The organism is Micromonospora sp. M42, from assembly GCF_000568915.1.
Lineage (GTDB): Bacteria > Actinomycetota > Actinomycetes > Mycobacteriales > Micromonosporaceae > Micromonospora > Micromonospora chalcea.
Genome location: NZ_KK037233.1, coordinates 1,090,734 through 1,110,676, shown reverse-complemented (window position 1 = coordinate 1,110,676; position 19,943 = coordinate 1,090,734). Strand labels below are relative to the sequence as shown.

Genomic DNA, 19,943 nt, shown 5'->3' with positions numbered 1-19,943 from the left:
CCACGTTCCAGGTGGGCGCCCGCGCTCACCAGCGCGACGGCGAGCGCGGCGCCCGCGAAGGTGTGGTAGGCGCGTACCTGATCGAGCGCGAAGCCGAGTGACACCAGGGCGAGGGACAGCGCCGGGCGGCTGCGGCGCAGCGCCAGCGGAAGGCACTCCAGGGCGATCACCACCACTGTCAGCGCGTCGAACGGCCGGGCGGGCAGATCGCCGAGCTGCGTACCGATGCCGCGCAGCGGTGGGGTCACTGCTGCGAGCGCGATCACCAGCGCGAGCGGGAGGTCCCGGACCGTGACGGGCCAGCGCCGCCACGAGTCCTGGAGCATCCGTCGGGTGATCATCAGGAGACCGTAACGCTCTCCGCCGCGGCCTCGGCCGCGCGGCGGCGCCGCGTCACGATGTGACCACGGCGGTGCGCCAGCCAGAGGAAGACCACTGTCAGCGCCGCCCCGGCAGCCACCGTGTAGAGGCTGCCCTCCGGCCCGAAGTCGCCGCCGCTGAGCAGCGTCGAACCCGACGTGCTGGCGTCCAGCAGCCCTTCCGATTCGCCGTTGCCGGACACGACGACGCCGAAGACGCCGCCGGCGGCGAAGTTCCAGCCGAAGTGCAGGCCGATGGGTACCCACAGGTTTCGATTCGCGGCGTAGCAGGCCGCCAGCATGAACCCGGCCTCGATCGCGATGGCGGTGGCACCCCACAGGCTGGCGTCCGGGTTCAGCAGGTGCATCAGGCCGAACAGTACGCCGGTCAGCAGCAGCGACAGCCACGTACCGAGCCGTTCCTCGACCAGGCGGAACAGCAGCCCGCGGAACATCAGCTCCTCGGTCACCGCCGCGGCGGCCATGAACCCGACCATGCCCACCGCGCCGGACACCGAGCCGATGCCGTGTACGTGGTAGCCGCCCATGAGGGCGATGTTGCCGATGACCGCCGCGAACATGGCGAACCCGATCAGCACCCCGCGGTTGAGCCGGGCGGCCGCGCCGTTCCGGGCCAACTCGGTGACCTCGCGCCGTTCGGTACGACGCACCACCCACCCGTACACCATGATCGCGGCCGCGGCGGTCGCGGCGCCGAGGATCAGGCTGAGCACGGCGTTGTCCTGTGCCGCGACGACCGCCTGGCTGCCGACGAGACTGACCGCGACGACGGCCAGGAACTGCTTCACCACACGCATGACGATTCCTTCGGAAGGTCCGCGGCCGGAGCGCCGCGGTTCACCTGGAACGCTATGGATTCGCAGGCCGGGAAACGTCACCGTGCGGTGGACACTTGCGGGTAGCTCGCACGGGGGACAGGCGCGGCGGTCGCGGCGTTTCGAGGGCGTGCCCTGAGCAGAACGGCTGGCCTCGCGACGGTCGCGGCGGGCAGGCTGCCGGCATGGCGACGGGCTTCGGCGGTGAGGTGGCGACCTACTACGCACGGCATCGGCGTGGCTATCCACCCGAGGCGGTCGACGCGCTGGCGGCAGCCTTCGGTCTCGGCCCTGACGACACCGTCGTCGACCTCGGCTGCGGCACCGGTCAGTTGAGCATCCCGCTCGCCGACCGGGTGGGCGCTGTCGTCGGCATGGACCCGGAACCGGACATGCTGGCCATCGCCCGGCGTGCCGCCCTGGACCAGGGGACCGCCAACGCCACGTGGATGCTCGGCAGCGACGGTGACGTGCCCGCGTTGTCCCGGCTGCTCGGCGGGGGGACGGTCGGTGCGCTGACCGTTGCCGTCGCCATTCACTTCATGGACCGCGACGCCCTCTTCGAGGCGGCACGGCCGTTGTTGCGCTCCGGCGGTGGCATCGCGGTCGTCACCAACGGCGAACCCTTGTGGATGCAGGACACCGAGTGGTCGATCGGGCTGCGCGGATGCCTGGAGCGGATGGTCGGCCACCCGGTCACCGGAAGATGCCAGACCGACGAGGATGGGCGTCGGCGCAACCGGGAGGCGCTCGTGCGTGCCGGATATCGGTACGAGGAGACGTCGGTGCGGTACGACGCGCCGCTCACTGTCGACGACATGGTCGGCGGTGTCTTCTCCGCTATGTCGGCCGAACGGCTGCCTACTTTGCATCAACGCGCGGAGTTCGCCGCCGACGTACGCGACGCTCTCGGCGGGGTGGACGTGGTGACCGAGCGGGTCATCGTCAGGTTGCAGTGCGGGATCCTCGGCTCGTAGCCGATTCCCGACGGGGTTCAGCACGATGCCCACGACGCCGCACCACCAGCCCGTTCAACCCGCCGACGGCCGGCGGTGCTTCTCCCAGAGCGCGCGGTGTATGAAGTCGGGCGTGGTGCCGGGCGGGAAGTCCCGGTAACCCGACCGGGGCTCCCAGGCTGCGACAAGCAGGTCCAGGCCGTGCAGGAGAAGCACCGGCCAAGGGCTCACCGCGGTCAACTCGGTGAACAACCGTCGCGCCTCGTCACGCTGCACCTCGCCGTCCCGTCGGCTGTACCCGACGTCCCACACGACGCTGTACCCGTCGATGACGGACTCTTCCTCCGGCTCGTCGAGCGGATAGCTGTAACGGTTGACGGACAACTCGCCGCCGACGACGCCGGGCCGCCCGTCCGAGGCCGGCCGACTGAGGTACACCTTGCCCTCGTCGTCTCGGCTGAACTCCACGTGCATGCGGCTGGCGAGCTCTGCCGCCACACCCTCGGGGGCCAGGTCGGTGTGAATGAAGATGTGCTCGAAGGTGGACATGCGCCGCCCGGCTCCTAGGGAAGATCGATGATGTGGCCGTTGCCGAGAATGATGCGCACAGTCGCCGGCATCTGCTGGTCATGAACACGGGCCTGTCCTGCCGCCCGGCCGTAGCCTCGTCGCGCATCCTCCTCGGTCAAACCGACGTTACGACCGTCGAGAACCGCGACCCCGTCCGATCCTGCCTGTTCACCCGCCTCAAGGATATTCCGCCGCACGCTACTGCTGCCTGACCCGACCAGTGTCTTGAACTCGGTGATCACGCCGGGATCCTCCGGACCAGTCCGCACCATCGCATCGGGATTCTTCATCTTGTGAGCGTCGTCGATTCGTTCTCTCGGGTGCACCATGTCACCTTCGACCGCGAGGCGGTCCGCGATGGCCCGCTCCTTGTCCTCGAACAACCCGCGCGGATCGTGCACCCCCGGGCGGAACTCGTCGCCGAGAGGGCCGTGGTGTCGGCCCGGATCGAAGTCGGTGGGCCTCAACCCGTGCGGTCCGTCCGGTTTGGCGGATCCGCCACCCGGAGCCTCAGGCGAGCGACGACCCAGAAGGCGGCTCAGTGCCTCCTTCAGCTTCCCGATCAGCTCACCCAGCCGCCGCATCTCCGGCATCAGCCGCCGCAGACTCGCCAGCAACCCCCGCAGCAACCGCCCGATCCGCGCCGCCCACGACGCCACTGTCGTCGTCACCTGCTCCACCACGGGCGGCGTCGCCAGCCCCGCCGTGGCGACCAGTTCGGCCGCGTACACGATCAGGCGGGACACGCAGGCGGCGATGGCGTCGCGGACCAGCAGCCGCACGGCCGCGACCAGGCCGGCGGCGCCCTCGGTGATCGCGGCCATCGCCTCGGCGCCCTGCGCGAGCCCGGTGATTGCCTGCTGCTGTTCGCCCGCCCAGCGCCGGTAGCCGGTGGCGGCGGCGCCGGTCCAGCCGGCGACCTCGGCGCGTACGGCGTGGGCCAGATCGGCGGCGTCCTCGCGCAGGGACGCGGCGACGTTGCGCCAGGTCTGCGCGTGCGCGGTGATCTCGGCGGGGTCGCCGGCGAGCCAGTCGAGGGCTTCGCTGAGCGGCTTGACGTGTTCGATGAGCCAGGCGATGCCGTACTGGAGGAGTGCTCCGGCCGGGTCGGACACGAGCGCGAGCGCGTCGAGGCCGGCGCTGACCACGCCGAGGCTGCCGTCGATCCAGCTGCCGGTGCGGACGCCCTGGGCGATGAGTTCGATGTCCTCGCAGATCCACACGCCGGCCCAGGGACTCGGACCGGAGTCCGCCGCGGCGGCGACCAGTGGGTTCGTGGTCACCGCCGCTGCCGTACCCGGTCGAGCAGGTCGGCGGCGTGCGCGTCGGAGGCGCGGTAGCGCTCGGCGCTGGACCGCAGCTTCCCGGCGGTGTCGCGGACCGACGTGGCGGCGGTGCCGATGCCGTCGGTGAGCGTCCGCTGGAGACCGTCGAGCAGGACCGGCATGATCGCGCAGAGCTGCCCGTACGCGTCGGCGCCCAGCCTGACGTGCTGGCCGGCCTGCCGGGCGGTGTCGATGCTGTCGGCGCAGCGGCGGAGGTGTGCGGCGTGCGCGGTCAGGTCGTCGGGGTCGACCTGGAGGCCGTCACCGGGCGGCATCCGGCATGCCCGGGTCGGGGCCGAGCCGCCGCTGGTGGGACTCGACGATCGCCTGCCCGGCCGGGTCGTCCGCGCCGAGTGCCGCGGTGGTGGCCTCGGTGAGCCGTCGCAGCAGGTCGGCGCGGGCGTCCCGGGTGACGGCGAGAATCTGCCGGGCGGTGTGTGCGGCGGAGTGCTGCCGGACGCGTTCGTCCAGCCGCAGGTCGGCGAGCAGCCCGGACGAGTCGACGGTGAACTCGACCAGACCGTCGGCGCTGCGCGCGATGCCGGTCAGCGTCTGGGTGCGGGCGGACAGGTCGCGGGCCCGTGCCGCATGGTCGGCCAGGGACGACTCCCACTCGTCGAGCCGGCGTGCCGCCGCGTCCAGCGCGGCCTCGTCCGCCCACATCACGACCCTCCCCAGGGGACAGTGGTGAGCGCCACGCTACCAACCGATCGCGCTGCGTGTGTGCCCCGCCGAGGCATGTGAAGCGGTTCGGCCAGGCAACTGCCGCCGCGGCCGGTAACCGTCCTCAGTGAACCATGTCGCCGCCGTCCCGGTGGGCCACCCGGATGATGGCCGCCACCGACCGGTCCACGTCCGCCTCCGTCGTGGTCGCGTTCGACACCGAGATCCGCATCAGCCGCCGCCCCCGCCACGTCGTCCCGCCCACCCAGCACGTCCCGTCGACCTGCGCTGCGGCCACCACCCGGTCGGTGCGCGCGTCGTCGCCGAACCCGACGAGCACCTGGTTGAGCAACACGTCGTTCACCACCTCGAACCCGGCCGCGCTGAGCCCGTCGGCGAACCGGCGCGCCAGCGCGCAGCACCGCTCGACCAGCGCGCCGACGCCGTCGCGGCCCAGCTCCCGCAGGCCCGCCCAGACCGCGAAACCCCGGGCGCGGCGCGAGGACTCCGCGGTCAGGTCCGCGCCCGCGGGCACACCACCGGAACCCACGAGGTACGCGGCCGCGAGCGACATGGCCGCCGCATGCGCGTCGGGCCGGGCACAGAACACGAACGCGCTGTCGTACGGCAGGTTCAGCCACTTGTGGCCGTCGCAGGCCCACGAGTCGGCGTTCTCCAGCCCGTCGACCAGGTGCCGGGTCGACGGGCTGGCAGCCGCCCACAGCCCGAAGGCGCCGTCCACGTGCGCCCAGCCGCCGTACCGGTGGACCAGGTCGCAGGCCCGGCGCAGGTCGTCGCACGCGCCGGTGTTCACGTTGCCCGCTTGGAGGCAGACGATGGTCGGGCCGGGACCGGCGTAGCGCAGCGCCGCTTCCAGGGCGTCCGGGTCGATCGCGCCCTGCGGGCCGGTCGGCACCGCGTGCAGCGCGTCGGTGCCGAGGCCGAGCAGGCGCAACGACCTGTCGATGGTGGCGTGCCGTTCGGCCCCGGCGAACACGCGTACCGCAGGTGCGCCGGCCAGGCCGCGCCGCTCCACGTCCCAACCGGCGTCGGCGAGCACCTGGTGGCGGGCGGCGGCGAGCCCGGCGGTGTTCGCCGCCTGCGCGCCGGTGACGAAGCCGACCGACGCGGTCGCCGGGATGCCCAGCAGGTCCTTCAGCCAGCCGCCGGCGGCCGTCTCGGCGGCCACGGCGGCGGGGGAGGTGACCGCGTTGAACGCGATCTGGTCCCAGCCGACAGCCAGCATGTCGGCGGCGGTTGCGGCGGGCGAGGCGCCGCCGACGACGAAGCCGAAGTAGCGGGGGCCGGCGCTGGCGACCAGGCCGGGTTCGGCGGCGGCCACCAGGTCGGCGAGGACCTGCCCGGGCGGGGTGGGCGCGTCCGGCAGCGGACTGGCGAACGCCTCGGTCAGCGCGGCCTGGTCCACGGGTACGCCGACCGGCCGGTCCGGCAGCGACAGCCGGTAGTCGGCCGCGTGGTCGGCGGCGCGCCGGAACAGGTGCCTCAGCTCGTCCATCGCCGCACCCTAGCCCTCGCAACTCTGCTGGCGGGGCCTCAGCGGGCCGTTGACGTACGCGGAGTGAGTGCTGAGTGACGTCCGTGACCGCTGGCTCACCCACTGTTCCTGCGCTTGTGTGGACTGCAGAGAGCCGTTGGTGGCTTTCCCACCGATGAGGTGGGGCCCGGAGGACCGATGATACTGAGAAGACTGCTCGAGAGCGCACCCGCTCGCCTCGCCCGCCAGAGTTCCGACCTGCTTCAGCTCCTCGTGCTGGCCGGTACGGCGCTCATGACGATGTTCGGCGTTGGGAGTGCCTGGATGGTGGCGTTGCGTCTCCCGCTCTGGACTCTCGCAACCCTCGTGATGCTTCTGCCCGTTGGAGCGCTGATCACTTACTACGTGCGGTGTATCTACCACCCGCCTGATTTTGTGATCGAGGAACTCGACGGGTCATTGATCGTCACCAGAGTCAGGGGCGACGATGGGCGTGACCATCACCGCTACGCGTACACCCGACAGCAACGCATCCGCGCCACCCGGCAGATCCGTCTTGTGGGCATCCGTTCCCATTGGAGCGGACAGAACCGGGTGATCGACGGGGTGACGTCGCTGTTCCCCGAACATCGGCTGCTCGACGGGGCCGTGGCGGAGGAAGACGGCCGCATCTACCGGTGGTTGTATCTGCTCGGTCCGCTTGCCCGCGGACGTCGCGTCAACGTCGGCATCAGGCAAGTGTTCGAAGACGTGTACGCCCCGATGAAGCCCTACTATCGCGAGAGCTGCGAGGAGCGGCGAGTTGGGAAGCTGTCGGTGCGTGTGCAGTTCGATCGTGCGGACGCACCGGCTGAGGCGTGGCAGGTCGTGTGGCGAAGAACGCGGTCGGGGTCGAGTCGCCAGGAGATTGCCCGTACCCGCTGCGAACCGAGCAGTAAGCACCTCGCAGGGAAAGTGATCTACGAGATGACGTTCCGACGCCCGGACCGCGAGTGCGCGTATGGGATCTGGTGGCGGTGGCCCGACGAGCCACCACGCCGACGCCGGACCTCGGCGTCCCTCGACGCGACGAATCAACACGAACGCGACGTCACCCCGGACTCCCCAACAGGGCGGCGGTGATGCGATCCAGGTGTGCGGCGACCGGCCCGACGGTGAGCAGACCGCTGCCCGCCCCGGCCACCTCGCCCGCCGCTGGGACGAGCGCGTCCCGCGCCCGGAGCATCGCGTCCCGGTCCCCGAGCGCCACAGCGGCCCGGCCGGTGAGGCACCACAGCGCCTCCTGCAGCAGGTCACGCGGCGGCGCCGGGGTGCGGCGCAACGCGCTGGCTGCCTCGTCGCGGCGGCCGGCGGAGAGCAGCACCAGCGGGCGCGCCCAGGGCGCGTACGGGCCCCAGTCGGTGTCGGCCGGGAAGCCGGCGGGCCGGTCGTGCCACACCCGCAGGCACAGCAGCGCCAGCGGCAGCAGCCCGCGTTCCACGCCGGGCATCCCGCAGCCGGCCAGCCCGGTCGCCCACGACCGGTACGTCGCCTCCGCATCCGGGTACGCGGCGCCGGTGGCGGCGGTCCGCATGGCCCGGTAGCCGCCGGTGAACACACCGACGAGGGGGCTCTCGTGCCGGGCGGCGAGCCGGTCCGCCGCGTCGGCGTGCGCGTCGGCGGTGGTGAAGTCGGCGAGCGCGCTGCGCGCCTGCACGCGGATCAGGTGCCCGAGGATCTCCACTGTGGCCAGGCCGTGCCGGGCGGCGAGCGCGACCAGTTCGACGCCGACCGCGTCCCGCTGCGGGGCGAGCCCGGCCCGCTGGAACGTCTGCATGTAGACGCCGTTGAGCGCCTGGGCCAGCAGCGCCGGGTCGGCCACCCGCCGGGCGATCGCCTCCGCTTCCCGCGCGGACTGCGCCGGGCCGGGTGACGCCGTACCTCGGGACTCGATCGCGACGGTGGCCAGCAGCCGGGCGCGGGTCGCCTCCGGCGCGTCCGGGCCCAGCCCGGCGAGCGCCCGCTGTGCCGCCGCGACGACCCGGGCCGCCTGCGCCGGGTCGTCCGAGCGGGTCCAGATCGCGGGTACGTCGTACCCGCCGATGACCCGCGCCGTTGAACTCCGGGTCGCCCAGTTGCTCGGCGGCGCTGATAGCCGCTTTCGCGGTGGTCCCGGGCGGCCTCCAGTCCGCCCGGCCCGGTCACCGCGAGGCTGCGCAGCATCCCGACAGTGGACTCCAGCCGGGCCCGCGCGCCGGGCACCACACTGCGCTCGTACGCCGCGGCGGTCTCGGCCAGACGCGCGCCGCGCCGGTCGGTTCGGGTTCGGTCTGGCGCACAGTCGGTCTCCAGCCGCCGCAGCCGGGGTCCGGGGTCCAGCCCGAGCTGGTCGCGCAGCAGCTCCCGGGCGCGGCGCAGCACGGCGAGCGCGTCGGCCTGCCGTCCGGCCCGGTAGAGCGCCGAGGCCAGCAGCGCCCACCCGTCCTCCCGCCACGGGTACGCGGCGACGTGCGCGTCGAGATCGGGTACGGCGTCGGCGGCCCGGTCCAGCGCCAGCAGCGCCTCGGCCCGCCGCTCCACGGCGGTGAGCCGGATCTGGTCGAGCCGGGACCGTTCGGCGTGCGCCCACGGCTGGTCGAAGTCGGCGTACGCGGGTCCGCGCCACCAGCCCAGCGCCTCGTCGAGCCGGTCGAGCGCGGCCCGGGGCAGCGCGTCGGCTACCGCGCTGACCGTGTCCTCGAACCGCCAGGCGTCGACGGCGCCCGGGTCGGCGCGCAGCGCGTACCCCGGTCCCTCGGTGACCAGCAGCCGGGCCGCCTCGCGTGGCGGACGGCGCGGCTCGAGGCGGCGGCGCAGCGCCGCGACGAACGTGCGGACCGCGCCCACCGCGCCGGCCGGCGGGTCGTCCCACAGGTCGTCGACGATCTGCCCGACCGGCACCACCCGGCCCCGGGCGGCGACCAGCCGGGCCAGCACGGCCCGGTGCCGGGGCCCCTTCAGGTCGACCGGCTCACCCGCGTCGTCCCAGGCCGTGACCGGACCCAGCACACCGAAACCGACAGGCACCGACCCTCCTCGACAGCGGTCACCGTATCGCGCTCATCGGTTGCTTCCGCCACGCTGGTCAGGTACGACGAGACGAAAGAGGGATCGAGATGAGCACCACCATCGCGGGGTTCGACTACCAGCGCGTTCCGGTCGCCGAGGGCGTGGCGCTGAACGTGGCGGTCGGCGGCTCCGGCAGCCCGGTCGTGCTGCTGCACGGCTTCCCGCAGACGCATCTGATGTGGCGGCACGTCGCCGCCGACCTGGCGGGCGAGCACACGGTGATCTGCCCGGACCTGCGCGGCTACGGCGCCAGCGACAAGCCGGCCGCTGCCAGCGAGGACACGTACAGCAAGCGGACCATGGCCGCCGACGTGGTGGCGGCGGCCCGCGCGCTCGGACACGAGCGGTTCGCGCTCGCCGGGCACGACCGGGGCGCCCTGGTCGCGGTCCGGGCCGGCCTGGACCACCCGGACGCGGTCACCCACTTGGCGTCGCTGGACGTGCTGCCCACCCTCGACAAGTGGGACGTGCTGCACGGCGCGTCCGCGTCGGTGGCGTTCCACCTCTACCTGATGGCCCAGCCGCCCGGCCTGCCCGAGCAGATGATCGCGGCCAGCGCTGACGCGTCTTCGGGCACTTCCTGGACGCCTGGGCCGGTGACCCGGCGGCGATGCCGGCGCAGGTGCGCGCCGAGTACCTGCGGGCCTCCCGCGAGGCGGTCGACTCGATCGTGGCCGACTACCGGGCCTCGGCCGGGATCGACGTGACGCACGACCGGGCGGACCGGGACGCCGGGCGGCGGCTGACCATGCCGGTCACCGTCATCCAGCAGGACTGGGGCGCCGCGCTCGGCTACGACGCGGCGGCGGTGTGGCGGGCCTGGGCGCCGGACCTGGAGCATCGCACCACCACGGCCGGGCATTTCATGGCCGAGGAGGCGCCGGGCGAGATCGCCGAGGCGCTGCGCGCGCTGCTCAAGCGCTAGGCGCCGCAGTCCCTGGCAGACGGCCTACCGTACGTTGTACGGTAGTGGCCGTCGTCAACGGAGGGGGACAGACGTGGAACACGCGATCCTCGCGGAGGGCCTGCGCAAGCGGTACGGGGGCAACGTGGCGCTGGACGGATTCGACCTGCGCGTGCCACCGGGCACCGTGTGCGGGCTGCTCGGCCCGAACGGCGCGGGCAAGACCACAGCCGTACGCATCCTGGCCACGCTGCTGCGCCTCGACGCCGGGCGGGCCGAGGTCGCCGGCTACGACGTGGCCGGGCAGGCCGACCGGGTACGCCACCGCATCGGCCTGGTCGGCCAGCATCCGGCGGTGGACGAGGCGCTGAGCGGCCGGGAGAACCTGGTCATCTTCGGCCGCCTGTTCCACCTGGGCCGGGCCGGGGCGCGGCGGCGGGCGACCGAACTGCTCGACCGGTTCGGGCTCGCCGACGCCGCCGATCGGCCGGTACGCACGTACTCCGGTGGCATGCGCCGCCGCCTCGACCTGGCCGCCGGCATGATCCTCGCGCCGTCGGTGCTGTTCCTGGACGAGCCGACCACGGCGCTGGACCCGCGCGGGCGCAACGAGGTGTGGGAGGCGGTACGGGACCTGGTGCGCGGCGGCACCACGGTGCTGCTGACCACGCAGTACCTGGACGAGGCCGACCAGCTCGCCGACCGCGTCTGCGTGCTCGACGCCGGCCGGGTGATCGCCGAGGGCACCCCCGACGCGCTCAAGTCCCGCCTGGGCGGCGACCGGATCGAACTGGTCGTCCGCGACGCCGCCGACCTCGCCGCCGCCGCGAGTCGGCTGCGCGCGGTGGCCCGCTCCGAACCGGCTGTCGATCTGGACCGGCGGGCGGTCAGCGCCCAGGTCGGCGAGCGGGCCGGTGCGCTGACCGAGGTGCTGCGCGCACTCGACGCCGACGGCGTGGGCGTGGCCGACGTGGCGCTGCGCCGGCCCACTCTGGACGAGGTGTTCCTCCAGCTCACCGCCACGTCCTCCGCCGCCCGCACCGGCGTGGAGGTGACCGCGTGACCGCGACGGTGAATCCGGCCCGCCGTGCGTCGCTGGCCGGTGACGGCCTGACGTTGACCGGGCGTGCGCTGGCGCACTGGCGGCGCGAGCCCGGTCCGCTGATCGGCTCGCTGGGCTTCGACATCCTGATGGTGCTGATGTTCGCGTACCTGTTCGGCGGCGCGCTCCAGGTACCAGGCGGCGGCAGTTACCGCGAGTTCCTGATGCCCGGGATGTTCGCCATGACCATGGTCTTCGGCATCAGCATGACCACCATGGCGGTCTCGGCGGACCTGGAGCGCGGTGTCACCGACCGGCTGCGGTCCATGCCGGTGTCGCGGCTGGCGCCGCTGCTCGGCCGCGCTGTCGCCGACCTGATGTTCGCCGTGGTGACGCTCGCCGTCATGCTGCTCGTCGGCTTGGCCGTCGGGTGGCGGGCACGCGGCGACCTCGGCGACACGCTCACCGCGTTCGGGCTGATCCTGCTGCTGCGGATCGCGCTGGTCTGGGTGGGCGTCTTCCTCGGCCTGACCGTGCAGGGACAGAGCGCGGTCACGGCCGTGCAGACGCTGGAGTTCCCGCTCGGTTTCCTGTCCAGCGCGTTCGTGGCGCCGTCCACCATGCCCGCGTGGCTGGGCGCGGTCGCCGAGTGGAACCCGCTGTCCGCCACCGTCGGCGCCACCCGGGAGCTGTTCGGCAACCCCGGCTGGGGCGGCGACTCCTGGGTGGCCGCGCATCACCCGCTGCTGGCGGTGCTCTGGCCGCTGGCGCTGATCGCGGTGTTCCTGCCGCTGTCGCTGCGCCGCTACCGGGCGCTCAGCCGCTGAGCCGGACCCCGGGGGCGGCCGTGCGTCGCCCCCGGGGCACGGGTCACGGCCCGGTGAGCACGACCAGCTCGCCGGTGGTCCGGGTCATCGCGACGTACCGGTCCACCGCGCCGGAGATGCCGTCGCCGAAGGACTCCGGGTCGACCAGCACCACCAGGTCGAATTCCAGCCCCTTCGCCAGCTCCGGCGTCAGCGACCGGACCCGGTCGGTCGCCGGGAACCCGGGATCGCCGATGACGCACGCGACGCCCTCGGGATGGGCGGCGAGCCAGCCGTCCACCACCGCGCGCAGGTCGGCGCGGTCGCCGTACCGCACGGGGGCGCCGTCGCGGATGGACGTGGGCACGTTGGCGTCCGGGAGCACGGCCCGGATCACCGGCTCGGCCGCCGCCATCACCTGCGCCGGGGTGCGGTAGTTGACGGTCAGCGTCGCCACCTCGACCCGGTCGAACCCGGCCCGCGCCAGCCGCTGCGGCCACGACTCGGTGAACCCGTGCCGCGCCTGCGCCCGGTCGCCGACCACGGTGAAGCTGCGCGACGGGCAGCGCGCCAGCAGCATCTGCCACTGCGCGTCGGTCAGCTCCTGCGCCTCGTCCACCACGACGTGCGCGAACGGCCCGGCCAGCAGGTCCGGATCGGCCACGCTCAACGCGCTGGAGTCGACCAGGCTGGTGCGCATGTCCTCGCCGTACAGCATGGTCATCAGACCTTCGCCGTCGTCGTAGGCGTGCGACGCGATCAGCGCGTCGACCACCGTGTCCATCTCCGCGCGCTGCGCGGCCAGCACCGCCTCGTCGCGGCGCCGCCGCAGCGACGCCTCCGGGTCGCCGACCCGCCGCCGGGCCGCGTCCAGCCACGGCAGGTCCGCGGCCGTCCAGGCCCGGGCGTCGGCCCGCCGCAGCGTACGGATCTCCTCGACGCTCAGCCAGGGCACGCACCGGCGCAGGTAGGCCGGCACCGACCACAGGTCGGCCACCACGTCGAGCGGGTCGAGCAGCGGCCACGCCCGGCCGAACGCGGTCACCAGTTCCCGGTCGCGTCCCAGTGCCCGGCGGACCGCCTCCTCCGGCTCGTCCCCGCGGTACTTCTCCACCAGGATCGTGAGCAGTTCCTCCCACACGTCGTCGCGGGCCTCGTTGTGCCCGACGCCCGGGCCGGCCGCCTCGAACGCCGTCGCCCAGTCGTCGGCGGTCAGCCGCAGCTCGGCGTCCCCGACCCCGACAGTCATCCCGGTCGCGGGCGGCTCCTCGTAGAACCGGACCGCGGCGTCGACAGCCCGCACGACGTCCGCCGACGCCTTCAGCCGGGCCACCTCCGGGTCGGTCTCCGGCGCCGCCGCCGCGCCCTCCGGCACCAGGTCGGCCAGGGTGCAGATCTGCACGTCCTCCTCGCCCAGGCTGGGCAGCACGTCGGAGACGTAGTTCAGGTACGGCTGGTGCGGCCCGACGACGAGGACCCCGCCGCGGCGCTCGCCGAGGCGCGGGTCGGCGTGCAGCAGGTACGCGGTGCGGTGCAGCGCCACCACCGTCTTGCCGGTGCCGGGACCGCCGTCCACCACCAGCGCGCCCCGGGAACCGGCCCGGATGATCGCGTCCTGGTCGGCCTGGATGGTGCCGAGCACGTCACGCATCCGCGCCGACCGGGTCGCGCCCAGGCTGGCGATGAACGCCGACTGGTCGTCCAGCGCGGCGTGCCCGGCCAGAGCGTCGGCGGTGAACACCTCGTCCCAGTAGTCGGTGATCCGCCCTCGGCTCCACCGGTACCGGCGGCGGCTGACCAGGCCCATCGGGTCGGCGTGGGTGGCGCCGAAGAACGGCTCGGCGGCGGGGGAGCGCCAGTCCAGCAGCAGTCGGCCGCCCGCGCCGTCGGTCAGGCCGAGTCGGCCCACGTACACCGGTTCGCCGCCGTCCGCGCCGACCATCCGGCCCAGGCACAGGTCCAGGCCGTAACGGCGCAGCGTACGCAGGCGCGCGCTCAACCGCCGGACCTCCTCGTCCCGGTCGACGGCCTGCCGGCCCCGGCCGCCGGCGGACCGGCGCGTCGCGTCGAGCCGGTCGGTCAACTCGGCGATCGAGCGGCGCAGGCTGTCCGCGATGGCGGCGAAGTGCCGCTCGTCGTCGGCGATCAGGTTCGGGTCGGCCTTGGCCGACAGACGTTCGGGAAGATCGAAAACGCTCGTGGCAGGCAGATTCAACTCGTCTCCGATCACGGGCACGGCCGAGCCTCCGCTCTTCGCGGCTTTTCGAATGCCTCGGCAATGGGTTACGGCCGGCAATTCTGCGCCACCACCCGGGGCTTGCCGCAAGACCGGGGGTGCGCTATATGTTGGTAGTGGCGGGAGAACCCGCCATTCTTTTTGCCCGAACAATTCTCGCGGCTTTTCCCGGCGTCCCGCCGACGGCCCGCGAACGGCGTGGCCGGTAGGATGACGGCACCATGTCGAAGGAGCGCCGGCGCAAGGCCGATCCCGCCCGCAGCCTGGCCCTTCTGTGGCGCACCCGGGAGCCGGCCAGCCGCGGCGCCGGTCCCGGCCTCAGCGTCGACCGGATCGTGCGCACCGCGATCGAGATCGCCGACGCCGAGGGCATCGACGCGCTTACCATGCGCCGCGTCAGCGAGGCGCTCGGCGTGGGCACCATGTCCGTCTACACGTACGTGCCGGGAAAGGCGGAACTGCTCGACGTGATGGTGGACGCCGTTCTCGGTGACCTCCCGCGCCCGTCCGACGTGCCGGGTGGCTGGCGGGGCCGGCTGGAACGGATCGCGCGGGACAATCTGGCGCTCTACCGGTCCCACCCGTGGCTGCTGCGCGCCGAGACGACCCGGCCGGTTCTCGGCCCGAACGTGCTCGCGAAGTACGACTACGAGTTGCACGCCGTCGCGGACATCGGGCTCGACGACGTGGAGATGGACGCGGTGCTCACGCTGGTGCTGGGGCACGCCAAGAGCGCGGCGCGGGCCGCGCTGGACGTGGCCGAGCTGGAACGTGAGACCGGGATGACCGACGACCAGTGGTGGCAGACGCACGGGCCCTGGCTGGAGAAGTTCATGACCGCCGGCAGTTTCCCGCTCGCCGCCCGGGTCGGCACGGCGGCGGGCATGGCGCACGGCGCGGCGTACGGGCCGGATCACGCCTTCGAGTTCGGTCTGCAGCGGGTGCTCGACGGCATCTCGGTGGTGGTCGCCGAACGTGCCGCGGGTGAGCCGGAGCGCGGGAAGACCTTGTAATCCTACTAGTTAAGTAGGAAACTCTCCGTGGGGTCGATGAGCCTTCGGCTGCCCTCCCTCGCCCGCGCGTACCCGTAGGAGCCCTCCATGAGCAACGCGCCCACGCCACCCGAACCGCCCACCGCAGGCACGTCCCGGCTCGCCTTCAGCGAGGACTGGGCCGCCACTGTCCTCGGCCTCGCGCTGCTGCTCCTGGTGCTGGTCGGCGTCATCCCCGCCGGGCTGGTGCCGTGATGGCCGCCGCACCGGAGCCCGCCGTTCGCAGCACCGCCGCCGGGCCGTCCGCGGCCTCCACCGCGGACGCCCCAGCCGCCGCGACCTCAGTGGATCGACCGGACGGTACGCCCGCGGACGCGCCGCCCCCGGCCGACCTGCGCTCCGGCGCGTTCTGGGCCTGGACCGCCGTGGGTCTGCTGGTGGTGCTCGGGCTGGCCGCGCTCACCCGCTACCTGGAACAGAACGTGCCGGTCTGGGCCGAGGGCAGCGCGGTCGAGGAGGTGGCCGCCGCGATCGAGTACCCGGTCTATGCGATCCTGCTCGGCCTGCTCGGCAACCTGGTGGTCACCGTGACCGGCCTGCGCGACCGGATCTCCGCCGCGTTCCGGACCGAGTTCTTCATCAAGACCGGCCTGGTGCTGCTCGGCGCCTCGATCAACCTTGCCGTCATTGCGAGCGCCGCCGGTCCCGCCATCGCCCAGGCGCTGTTGCTGATCAGCGGCGTGTTCCTGTTCACCTGGTGGCTGGCCGGGCGCTTCGGCCTGGACGACAAACTGCGGGCGCTGCTCGCCTCGGCCGTGTCGATCTGCGGGGTGAGCGCCGCGATCGCCGCCGCCGGCGCGGTCCGGGCACGCCGGGAACAGCTCGCGTACACGGCCAGCCTGGTCATCGCGTTCGCGTTGCCGTCGATCTTCCTGCTGCCGTGGCTGGCCGACGTGCTCGGCCTCTCCGACGCGGTCGCCGGCGCCTGGATCGGCGGCAACATCGACACCACCGCCGCCGTCACCGCGGCGGGCGCGCTCGCCGGTGAGGACGCGCTCCAGATCGCCAGCATCGTCAAGGTCACCCAGAACGCGCTGATGGGCGTGGTGGCGGTGGCCCTCACCGCGTACTTCGCGCTGCGCGTGGAGCGCCGTCCGGACACCCCGCGGCCGGGGCTCGGCGAGCTGTGGCGTCGGTTCCCGAAGTTCGTCCTCGGGTTCGTCGCCGCCTCGGTGATCGCCACCTGGTACCTCGACGTCGCCGGGGCGGACGGCAAGGCCACCATGGCGATCGTCACCGACCTGCGGGTCTGGTTCCTCATCCTGGCCTTCGTCAGCATCGGCCTGGAGGTCCGCGTGTCGTCGCTGCGCGAGGCCGGCTGGCGGCCGGTCACCGTGTTCGGCGCGGCCACCGTGTTCAACCTGGTGCTGGCGCTCGGGCTGGCGTCGGTGCTGTTCCACGGCTTCACGGTCTGACCGGCTGGACCTGGGCTCGTCGAGCTGGCTGGTGGTGTCCCGGGCCCGGCACGTCGCGGTGCACCTGCTCGGGCACGGCCAGCACGAGGTGGCCCGGAGGTTCGCCGCCAGCGGGATCGACAGGTTCGCCGAGCCGACCCGCTGGCGGCCCGGCCCGGAAGGGGTGCCGGTCCTCGACGACACACTGGCCTGGCTACTGTGCCGGGTGGTGGACCGGGTCGTCGTCGGGGACCACGCCGTCGTGCTGGCCGAGCCGGAGCTGCTGCGGCACGCCGACGTCGGGTCGCCGCTGCTCTACCACCGGGGCCGGTACGCGGGCCTGGCCGACACGACCGACCCCGGCGACCGCCGCTGCGCCGCCTGACCGACCGTCGCTATCGTGGCCGCGTGATCACCTGCGTCGTGCACTACACGATCGACCCCGCACAGATCGAGGCGTTCGAGCGCTTCGCCCGCACCTGGATGCGGCTGGTGGCACGGCACGGCGGCGTGCACCACGGCTACTTCCTGCCCGCCGAGGGCGCCAGCGACCGGGCCGAGGCGCTGTTCAGCTTTGAGAGCCTGGCGGCGTACGAGCAGTATCGTGCCCGGTTCGGAGTGGACCCGGAGTTCGTCGCCGCCGACCGGATCCGCGACGAGTCGGGCTGCGTCCTGCGGTACGAGCGCACGTTCATGCGCCCGCTCCTGCCCACCGACTGACACCCCGGCCGGCCCGGCTACCGAGGCGGGTTCGGGCCCTCCGCTGCTGCGGCGTAGCGGCGGGCCAGGCGGGCGAACGCCTCCCGCAACTCGGGCGGCCCGACCACCTCGATGTCGGCGTCGTAGCGGCCGAGCAGGGCGGCCAGCCCGGCCCACGACCAGCCGCCCTGGGTCAGACGGCAGCGATCGGGCCCCAGCTCCTCGACGATGCCGTCGCGGGTCCACGCGGAGACCGTCCGGGCGGGCAGGTCGAGGATCACCTCGCCCCGGCAGGGCCAGTCACCCGGCCCGGTGGCGCCCTTGAACCGGCCGGCGATGTACGCCGCGACGTCCCCGCCGGGCAGCTCGCGGGGCGTGAACCGGGGGCCGGTGGGCGTACGCGGGCTGATCCGGTCGACCCGGAACGTGCGCCAGTCGTCGCGGTCCAGGTCCCAGGCCACGAGATACCAGCGCCCGCCCCAGGTGACGAGGTGGTGCGGCTGCGCGCGGCGCGGCGGCGCGTCGGGAGCGGACGCCGACACCGAGTCGTAGTCGAAGCGCAGCTCCTCCCGGGCGTGCACGGCGGCGCTGAGTGTCATCAGCAGTCCCGGCTCCACGCGGGCCGCGGCGGGCGTGCCGGCCCGTTCCACGGCGATCACCCGCAGCGCGTCGACCCGGTGGCGCAGCCGGGGCGGCATCACCTGCCGGACCGTGGTCAGCGCCCGCGCGGCGGCCTCCTCGATGCCGGTCACGCCGGTGGCGGCGGTCTGCAACGCCACGGTGAGCGCGACCGCCTGCTCGTCGTCGAAGAGCAGCGGCGGCAGCGCGGAGCCGGCGCCGAGACGGTAGCCGCCGTCCGGGCCCTTGGTGCTCTCGATCGGATAGCCCAGCTCGCGGAGCCGGTCGACGTCGCGGCGCACGGTACGCGCGCTGACCCGTAACCGTTCGGCGAGCAGCGCGCCCGGCCAGTCACGGCGGGCCTGAAGCAGGGACAGCAGGGAGAGCAGTCGCGCGGAAGTCGTCGGCACGACACGCATTCTGCCCGCAGAAGAGGACACATCCTGACCGCTACGCCTGCGAGTGTGGGCCCGTACCCGATCAGGACCGGAAGGAACCGATGACGATGACCGGCACGACCACGACCTCCACCACCCTCGACGCCGAGCGGGCCGACCTGCTGGCCGAGCTCGCCGAGGCCCGGAACATGCTGACCAACACGGTGCGCGGCCTGACCGACGAGCAGGCCGGGCAGAAGCCGACGGTCAGCGCGCTCTGCCTGGGCGGGCTGATCAAGCATGTCGCGTCCACCGAGGAGGCGTGGCTGCGGTTCGTGGTCGAGGGCCCGTCGGCGATGTCCTTCGCCATGCCGGAGGGTGTCACCTGGGAGGACTTCATGTCCGGGCAGGCCCGCGAGCTGCCGCAGTGGGCGATCGAGCGGGGGCGGGACTTCCAGATGCTGCCCGGGGACACGCTGCCGGCCATCCTGGACCGGTACGCGCGCGTCGCCGCGCGTACCGAGGAGATCGTGGCCGGTGTCGAGGACCTGTCGGCGACCTGGCCGGTGCCGGACGCGCCGTGGAACGAGCCCGGCTCGGTCCGCAGCATCCGGCGGGTGCTGATCCACGTCATCGCCGAGACCACCCAGCACGCCGGGCACGCGGACATCCTGCGCGAGAGCATCGACGGGCAGACCACCACCTGAGCCGGCCGGGGCGCCGGCGCCGCGGGGCGCCGGTGCCGGCCCGGCCGTCAGCCGGTCGCCGCGCGGCCCATCCGGGTCACCGCCTCGGTGAGCACGGCGGGGGAGGTGGCGAAGTTGAGCCGGACGAACCCGGCGCCGCCGGCGCCGAAGACGTGCCCGGAGCTGAGCGCCACCCGGGCCCGGTCGAGGAACATCCGCGCCGGCCCGTCCAGATCGCTGGCCACCCCCGGGCCGTCGCCCGCCTCCGTGGGCACGCCGAGGGCGCGGCAGTCCAGCCAGGCCAGGTACGTGCCCTCCGGCGGCCGCCACGACACGGCCGGCAGGTGCTCGGCCAGCAGCGACCCGAGCAGTGCCCGGTTGGCGTCCAGGCCGTCGAGCAGCCGGTCCAGCCAGGGTCCGCCGGCCCGGAATGCGGCGGTGTGCGCGAGCACGCCGAAGTGGCTCGGGCCGTGGCTCACCTCCTCCGGCATCCGGGCCAGGTCGTCGGCGGCGTCCGGCCCGGCGACGGCGAGCGCCGCCTTGAGCCCGGCGAGGTTCCACGCCTTGGACGCCGACAGCAGCGCGAACGCGTTCTGGGCGCCGGGCACCGTCAGGTACGGGGTGAACCGCGCACCGGGTAGCGCCAGCGGCGAGTGGATCTCGTCGGAGACCACCCGGACGCCGTGCCGGGCGGCCAGCTCGGCGACGGTGGCCAGCTCGTCGGGCCGGTGCACCACGCCGGTCGGGTTGTGCGGGTTGCAGAGCAGGAACGCCGGCCGCTCGCCGATCGCACGGGCGCGCCGGAACGCCTCCTCCAGCGCGGCCGGGTCGAGCCGCA

General features: G+C 73.5%; 22 protein-coding genes and 2 pseudogenes. 12 read left to right on the top strand and 12 right to left on the bottom strand.

Annotated features, from left to right (window positions below; translation table 11 throughout):
• Both MCBG_RS32885 and MCBG_RS04790 read right to left on the bottom strand, forming a co-directional pair.
• Positions 1–341, bottom strand: a pseudogene (locus MCBG_RS32885) (two-component sensor histidine kinase); the annotation flags it as partial.
• Positions 341–1,177, bottom strand: a complete 837-nt coding sequence (locus MCBG_RS04790; protein WP_043324202.1) for a CPBP family intramembrane glutamic endopeptidase — start codon at positions 1,175–1,177, stop codon at positions 341–343. The gene MCBG_RS04790 and the pseudogene MCBG_RS32885, both read right to left, overlap by 1 nt.
• A gap of 203 nt (positions 1,178–1,380) precedes the next feature.
• Here MCBG_RS04790 and MCBG_RS04785 point away from each other — a divergent pair, with 203 nt between their 5' ends.
• Entirely contained in the window at positions 1,381–2,172 is a 792-nt protein-coding gene (locus MCBG_RS04785) for a class I SAM-dependent methyltransferase (protein ID WP_043324200.1), read from the top strand.
• A 54-nt stretch (positions 2,173–2,226) separates the two neighbouring features.
• On the opposite strand, the gene MCBG_RS04780 is transcribed toward MCBG_RS04785, so the two are convergent.
• The 5 genes from MCBG_RS04780 to MCBG_RS04760 form a co-directional block, all read right to left on the bottom strand.
• The gene (locus MCBG_RS04780) at positions 2,227–2,700 is read right to left on the bottom strand and encodes a hypothetical protein (protein WP_043324199.1); all 474 of its coding nucleotides are present in this window, start codon (positions 2,698–2,700) and stop codon (positions 2,227–2,229) included.
• A 14-nt stretch (positions 2,701–2,714) separates the two neighbouring features.
• Positions 2,715–4,004 (bottom strand): WXG100-like domain-containing protein, encoded by a 1,290-nt coding sequence (locus tag MCBG_RS33680; protein ID WP_223201075.1) that lies wholly within the window; start codon positions 4,002–4,004, stop codon positions 2,715–2,717.
• Positions 4,001–4,321 (bottom strand): type VII secretion target, encoded by a 321-nt coding sequence (locus tag MCBG_RS04770; protein WP_043324197.1) that lies wholly within the window; start codon positions 4,319–4,321, stop codon positions 4,001–4,003. The genes MCBG_RS33680 and MCBG_RS04770 overlap by 4 nt, the downstream gene beginning before the upstream one ends.
• Entirely contained in the window at positions 4,308–4,709 is a 402-nt protein-coding gene (locus MCBG_RS04765) for a hypothetical protein (protein ID WP_043324195.1), read from the bottom strand. The genes MCBG_RS04770 and MCBG_RS04765 overlap by 14 nt, the downstream gene beginning before the upstream one ends.
• A 124-nt stretch (positions 4,710–4,833) precedes the next feature.
• Positions 4,834–6,225 carry a pyridoxal phosphate-dependent decarboxylase family protein gene (locus MCBG_RS04760; RefSeq protein WP_043324192.1) on the bottom strand — a complete coding sequence of 464 codons (1,392 nt, stop codon included), beginning with the start codon at positions 6,223–6,225 and terminating at the stop codon, positions 4,834–4,836.
• A 177-nt stretch (positions 6,226–6,402) separates the two neighbouring features.
• Here MCBG_RS04760 and MCBG_RS04755 point away from each other — a divergent pair, with 177 nt between their 5' ends.
• Entirely contained in the window at positions 6,403–7,326 is a 924-nt protein-coding gene (locus MCBG_RS04755) for a hypothetical protein (RefSeq protein ID WP_043324190.1), read from the top strand.
• On the opposite strand, the gene MCBG_RS33675 is transcribed toward MCBG_RS04755, so the two are convergent.
• Together MCBG_RS33675 and MCBG_RS04750 are read right to left on the bottom strand one after the other, a co-directional pair.
• The gene (locus MCBG_RS33675) at positions 7,295–8,020 is read right to left on the bottom strand and encodes a hypothetical protein (RefSeq protein ID WP_223201074.1); all 726 of its coding nucleotides are present in this window, start codon (positions 8,018–8,020) and stop codon (positions 7,295–7,297) included. The genes MCBG_RS04755 and MCBG_RS33675 overlap by 32 nt on opposite strands.
• Positions 7,906–9,249 (bottom strand): AfsR/SARP family transcriptional regulator, encoded by a 1,344-nt coding sequence (locus MCBG_RS04750; protein WP_223201073.1) that lies wholly within the window; start codon positions 9,247–9,249, stop codon positions 7,906–7,908. Before MCBG_RS04750 ends, MCBG_RS33675 begins: the two co-directional genes overlap by 115 nt.
• A gap of 89 nt (positions 9,250–9,338) precedes the next feature.
• Between MCBG_RS04750 and MCBG_RS04745 the strand changes: the two genes are divergently transcribed.
• The 4 genes from MCBG_RS04745 (at position 9,339) to MCBG_RS04735 (ending at position 12,064) form a co-directional block, all read left to right on the top strand.
• Positions 9,339–9,998, top strand: a complete 660-nt coding sequence (locus MCBG_RS04745) for an alpha/beta fold hydrolase (RefSeq protein ID WP_223201072.1) — start codon at positions 9,339–9,341, stop codon at positions 9,996–9,998.
• Complete coding sequence (locus MCBG_RS33670; RefSeq protein ID WP_223201071.1) at positions 9,995–10,216, top strand: alpha/beta fold hydrolase; 222 nt, start codon at positions 9,995–9,997, stop codon at positions 10,214–10,216. The genes MCBG_RS04745 and MCBG_RS33670 overlap by 4 nt, the downstream gene beginning before the upstream one ends.
• A gap of 73 nt (positions 10,217–10,289) precedes the next feature.
• Entirely contained in the window at positions 10,290–11,258 is a 969-nt protein-coding gene (locus MCBG_RS04740) for a daunorubicin resistance protein DrrA family ABC transporter ATP-binding protein (protein ID WP_043324188.1), read from the top strand.
• Positions 11,255–12,064, top strand: a complete 810-nt coding sequence (locus MCBG_RS04735) for an ABC transporter permease (protein ID WP_043324185.1) — start codon at positions 11,255–11,257, stop codon at positions 12,062–12,064. Before MCBG_RS04740 ends, MCBG_RS04735 begins: the two co-directional genes overlap by 4 nt.
• Before the next feature lie 43 nt (positions 12,065–12,107).
• Here the strand turns inward: MCBG_RS04735 and helR are convergent, their stop codons facing one another.
• A complete protein-coding gene (helR, locus tag MCBG_RS04730; protein WP_084789416.1) occupies positions 12,108–14,279 on the bottom strand; it encodes an RNA polymerase recycling motor ATPase HelR in 2,172 nt (723 codons plus the stop codon).
• A 221-nt stretch (positions 14,280–14,500) separates the two neighbouring features.
• On the opposite strand from helR, the gene MCBG_RS04725 reads away from it, so the two are divergent.
• The 5 genes and pseudogenes from MCBG_RS04725 to MCBG_RS04710 all read left to right on the top strand — a co-directional run bounded on the left by MCBG_RS04725 (position 14,501) and on the right by MCBG_RS04710 (position 17,445).
• Complete coding sequence (locus MCBG_RS04725; RefSeq protein ID WP_043324183.1) at positions 14,501–15,292, top strand: TetR/AcrR family transcriptional regulator; 792 nt, start codon at positions 14,501–14,503, stop codon at positions 15,290–15,292.
• An 87-nt stretch (positions 15,293–15,379) separates the two neighbouring features.
• On the top strand, positions 15,380–15,526 hold the full coding sequence (locus tag MCBG_RS32880; protein ID WP_176722891.1) for a hypothetical protein: 147 nt from the start codon (positions 15,380–15,382) through the stop codon (positions 15,524–15,526).
• Between the two features lie 89 nt (positions 15,527–15,615).
• Complete coding sequence (locus MCBG_RS04720) at positions 15,616–16,746, top strand: YeiH family protein (RefSeq protein WP_043330156.1); 1,131 nt, start codon at positions 15,616–15,618, stop codon at positions 16,744–16,746.
• Positions 16,718–17,110 (top strand): annotated as a pseudogene (locus tag MCBG_RS04715) (flavin reductase family protein); the annotation flags it as partial. The gene MCBG_RS04720 and the pseudogene MCBG_RS04715, both read left to right, overlap by 29 nt.
• Positions 17,111–17,133: 23 nt before the next feature.
• Entirely contained in the window at positions 17,134–17,445 is a 312-nt protein-coding gene (locus MCBG_RS04710) for an NIPSNAP family protein (RefSeq protein WP_043324181.1), read from the top strand.
• A 17-nt stretch (positions 17,446–17,462) separates the two neighbouring features.
• On the opposite strand, the gene MCBG_RS04705 is transcribed toward MCBG_RS04710, so the two are convergent.
• Positions 17,463–18,461 carry a helix-turn-helix transcriptional regulator gene (locus MCBG_RS04705; RefSeq protein ID WP_043324179.1) on the bottom strand — a complete coding sequence of 333 codons (999 nt, stop codon included), beginning with the start codon at positions 18,459–18,461 and terminating at the stop codon, positions 17,463–17,465.
• 86 nt (positions 18,462–18,547) lie between these two features.
• Here MCBG_RS04705 and MCBG_RS04700 point away from each other — a divergent pair, with 86 nt between their 5' ends.
• Positions 18,548–19,126 (top strand): DinB family protein, encoded by a 579-nt coding sequence (locus MCBG_RS04700; RefSeq protein WP_043330152.1) that lies wholly within the window; start codon positions 18,548–18,550, stop codon positions 19,124–19,126.
• A 47-nt stretch (positions 19,127–19,173) separates the two neighbouring features.
• Here the strand turns inward: MCBG_RS04700 and MCBG_RS04695 are convergent.
• The coding region (locus MCBG_RS04695; protein WP_043324177.1) for a MalY/PatB family protein at positions 19,174–19,943 on the bottom strand (770 nt) is incomplete at its 5' end.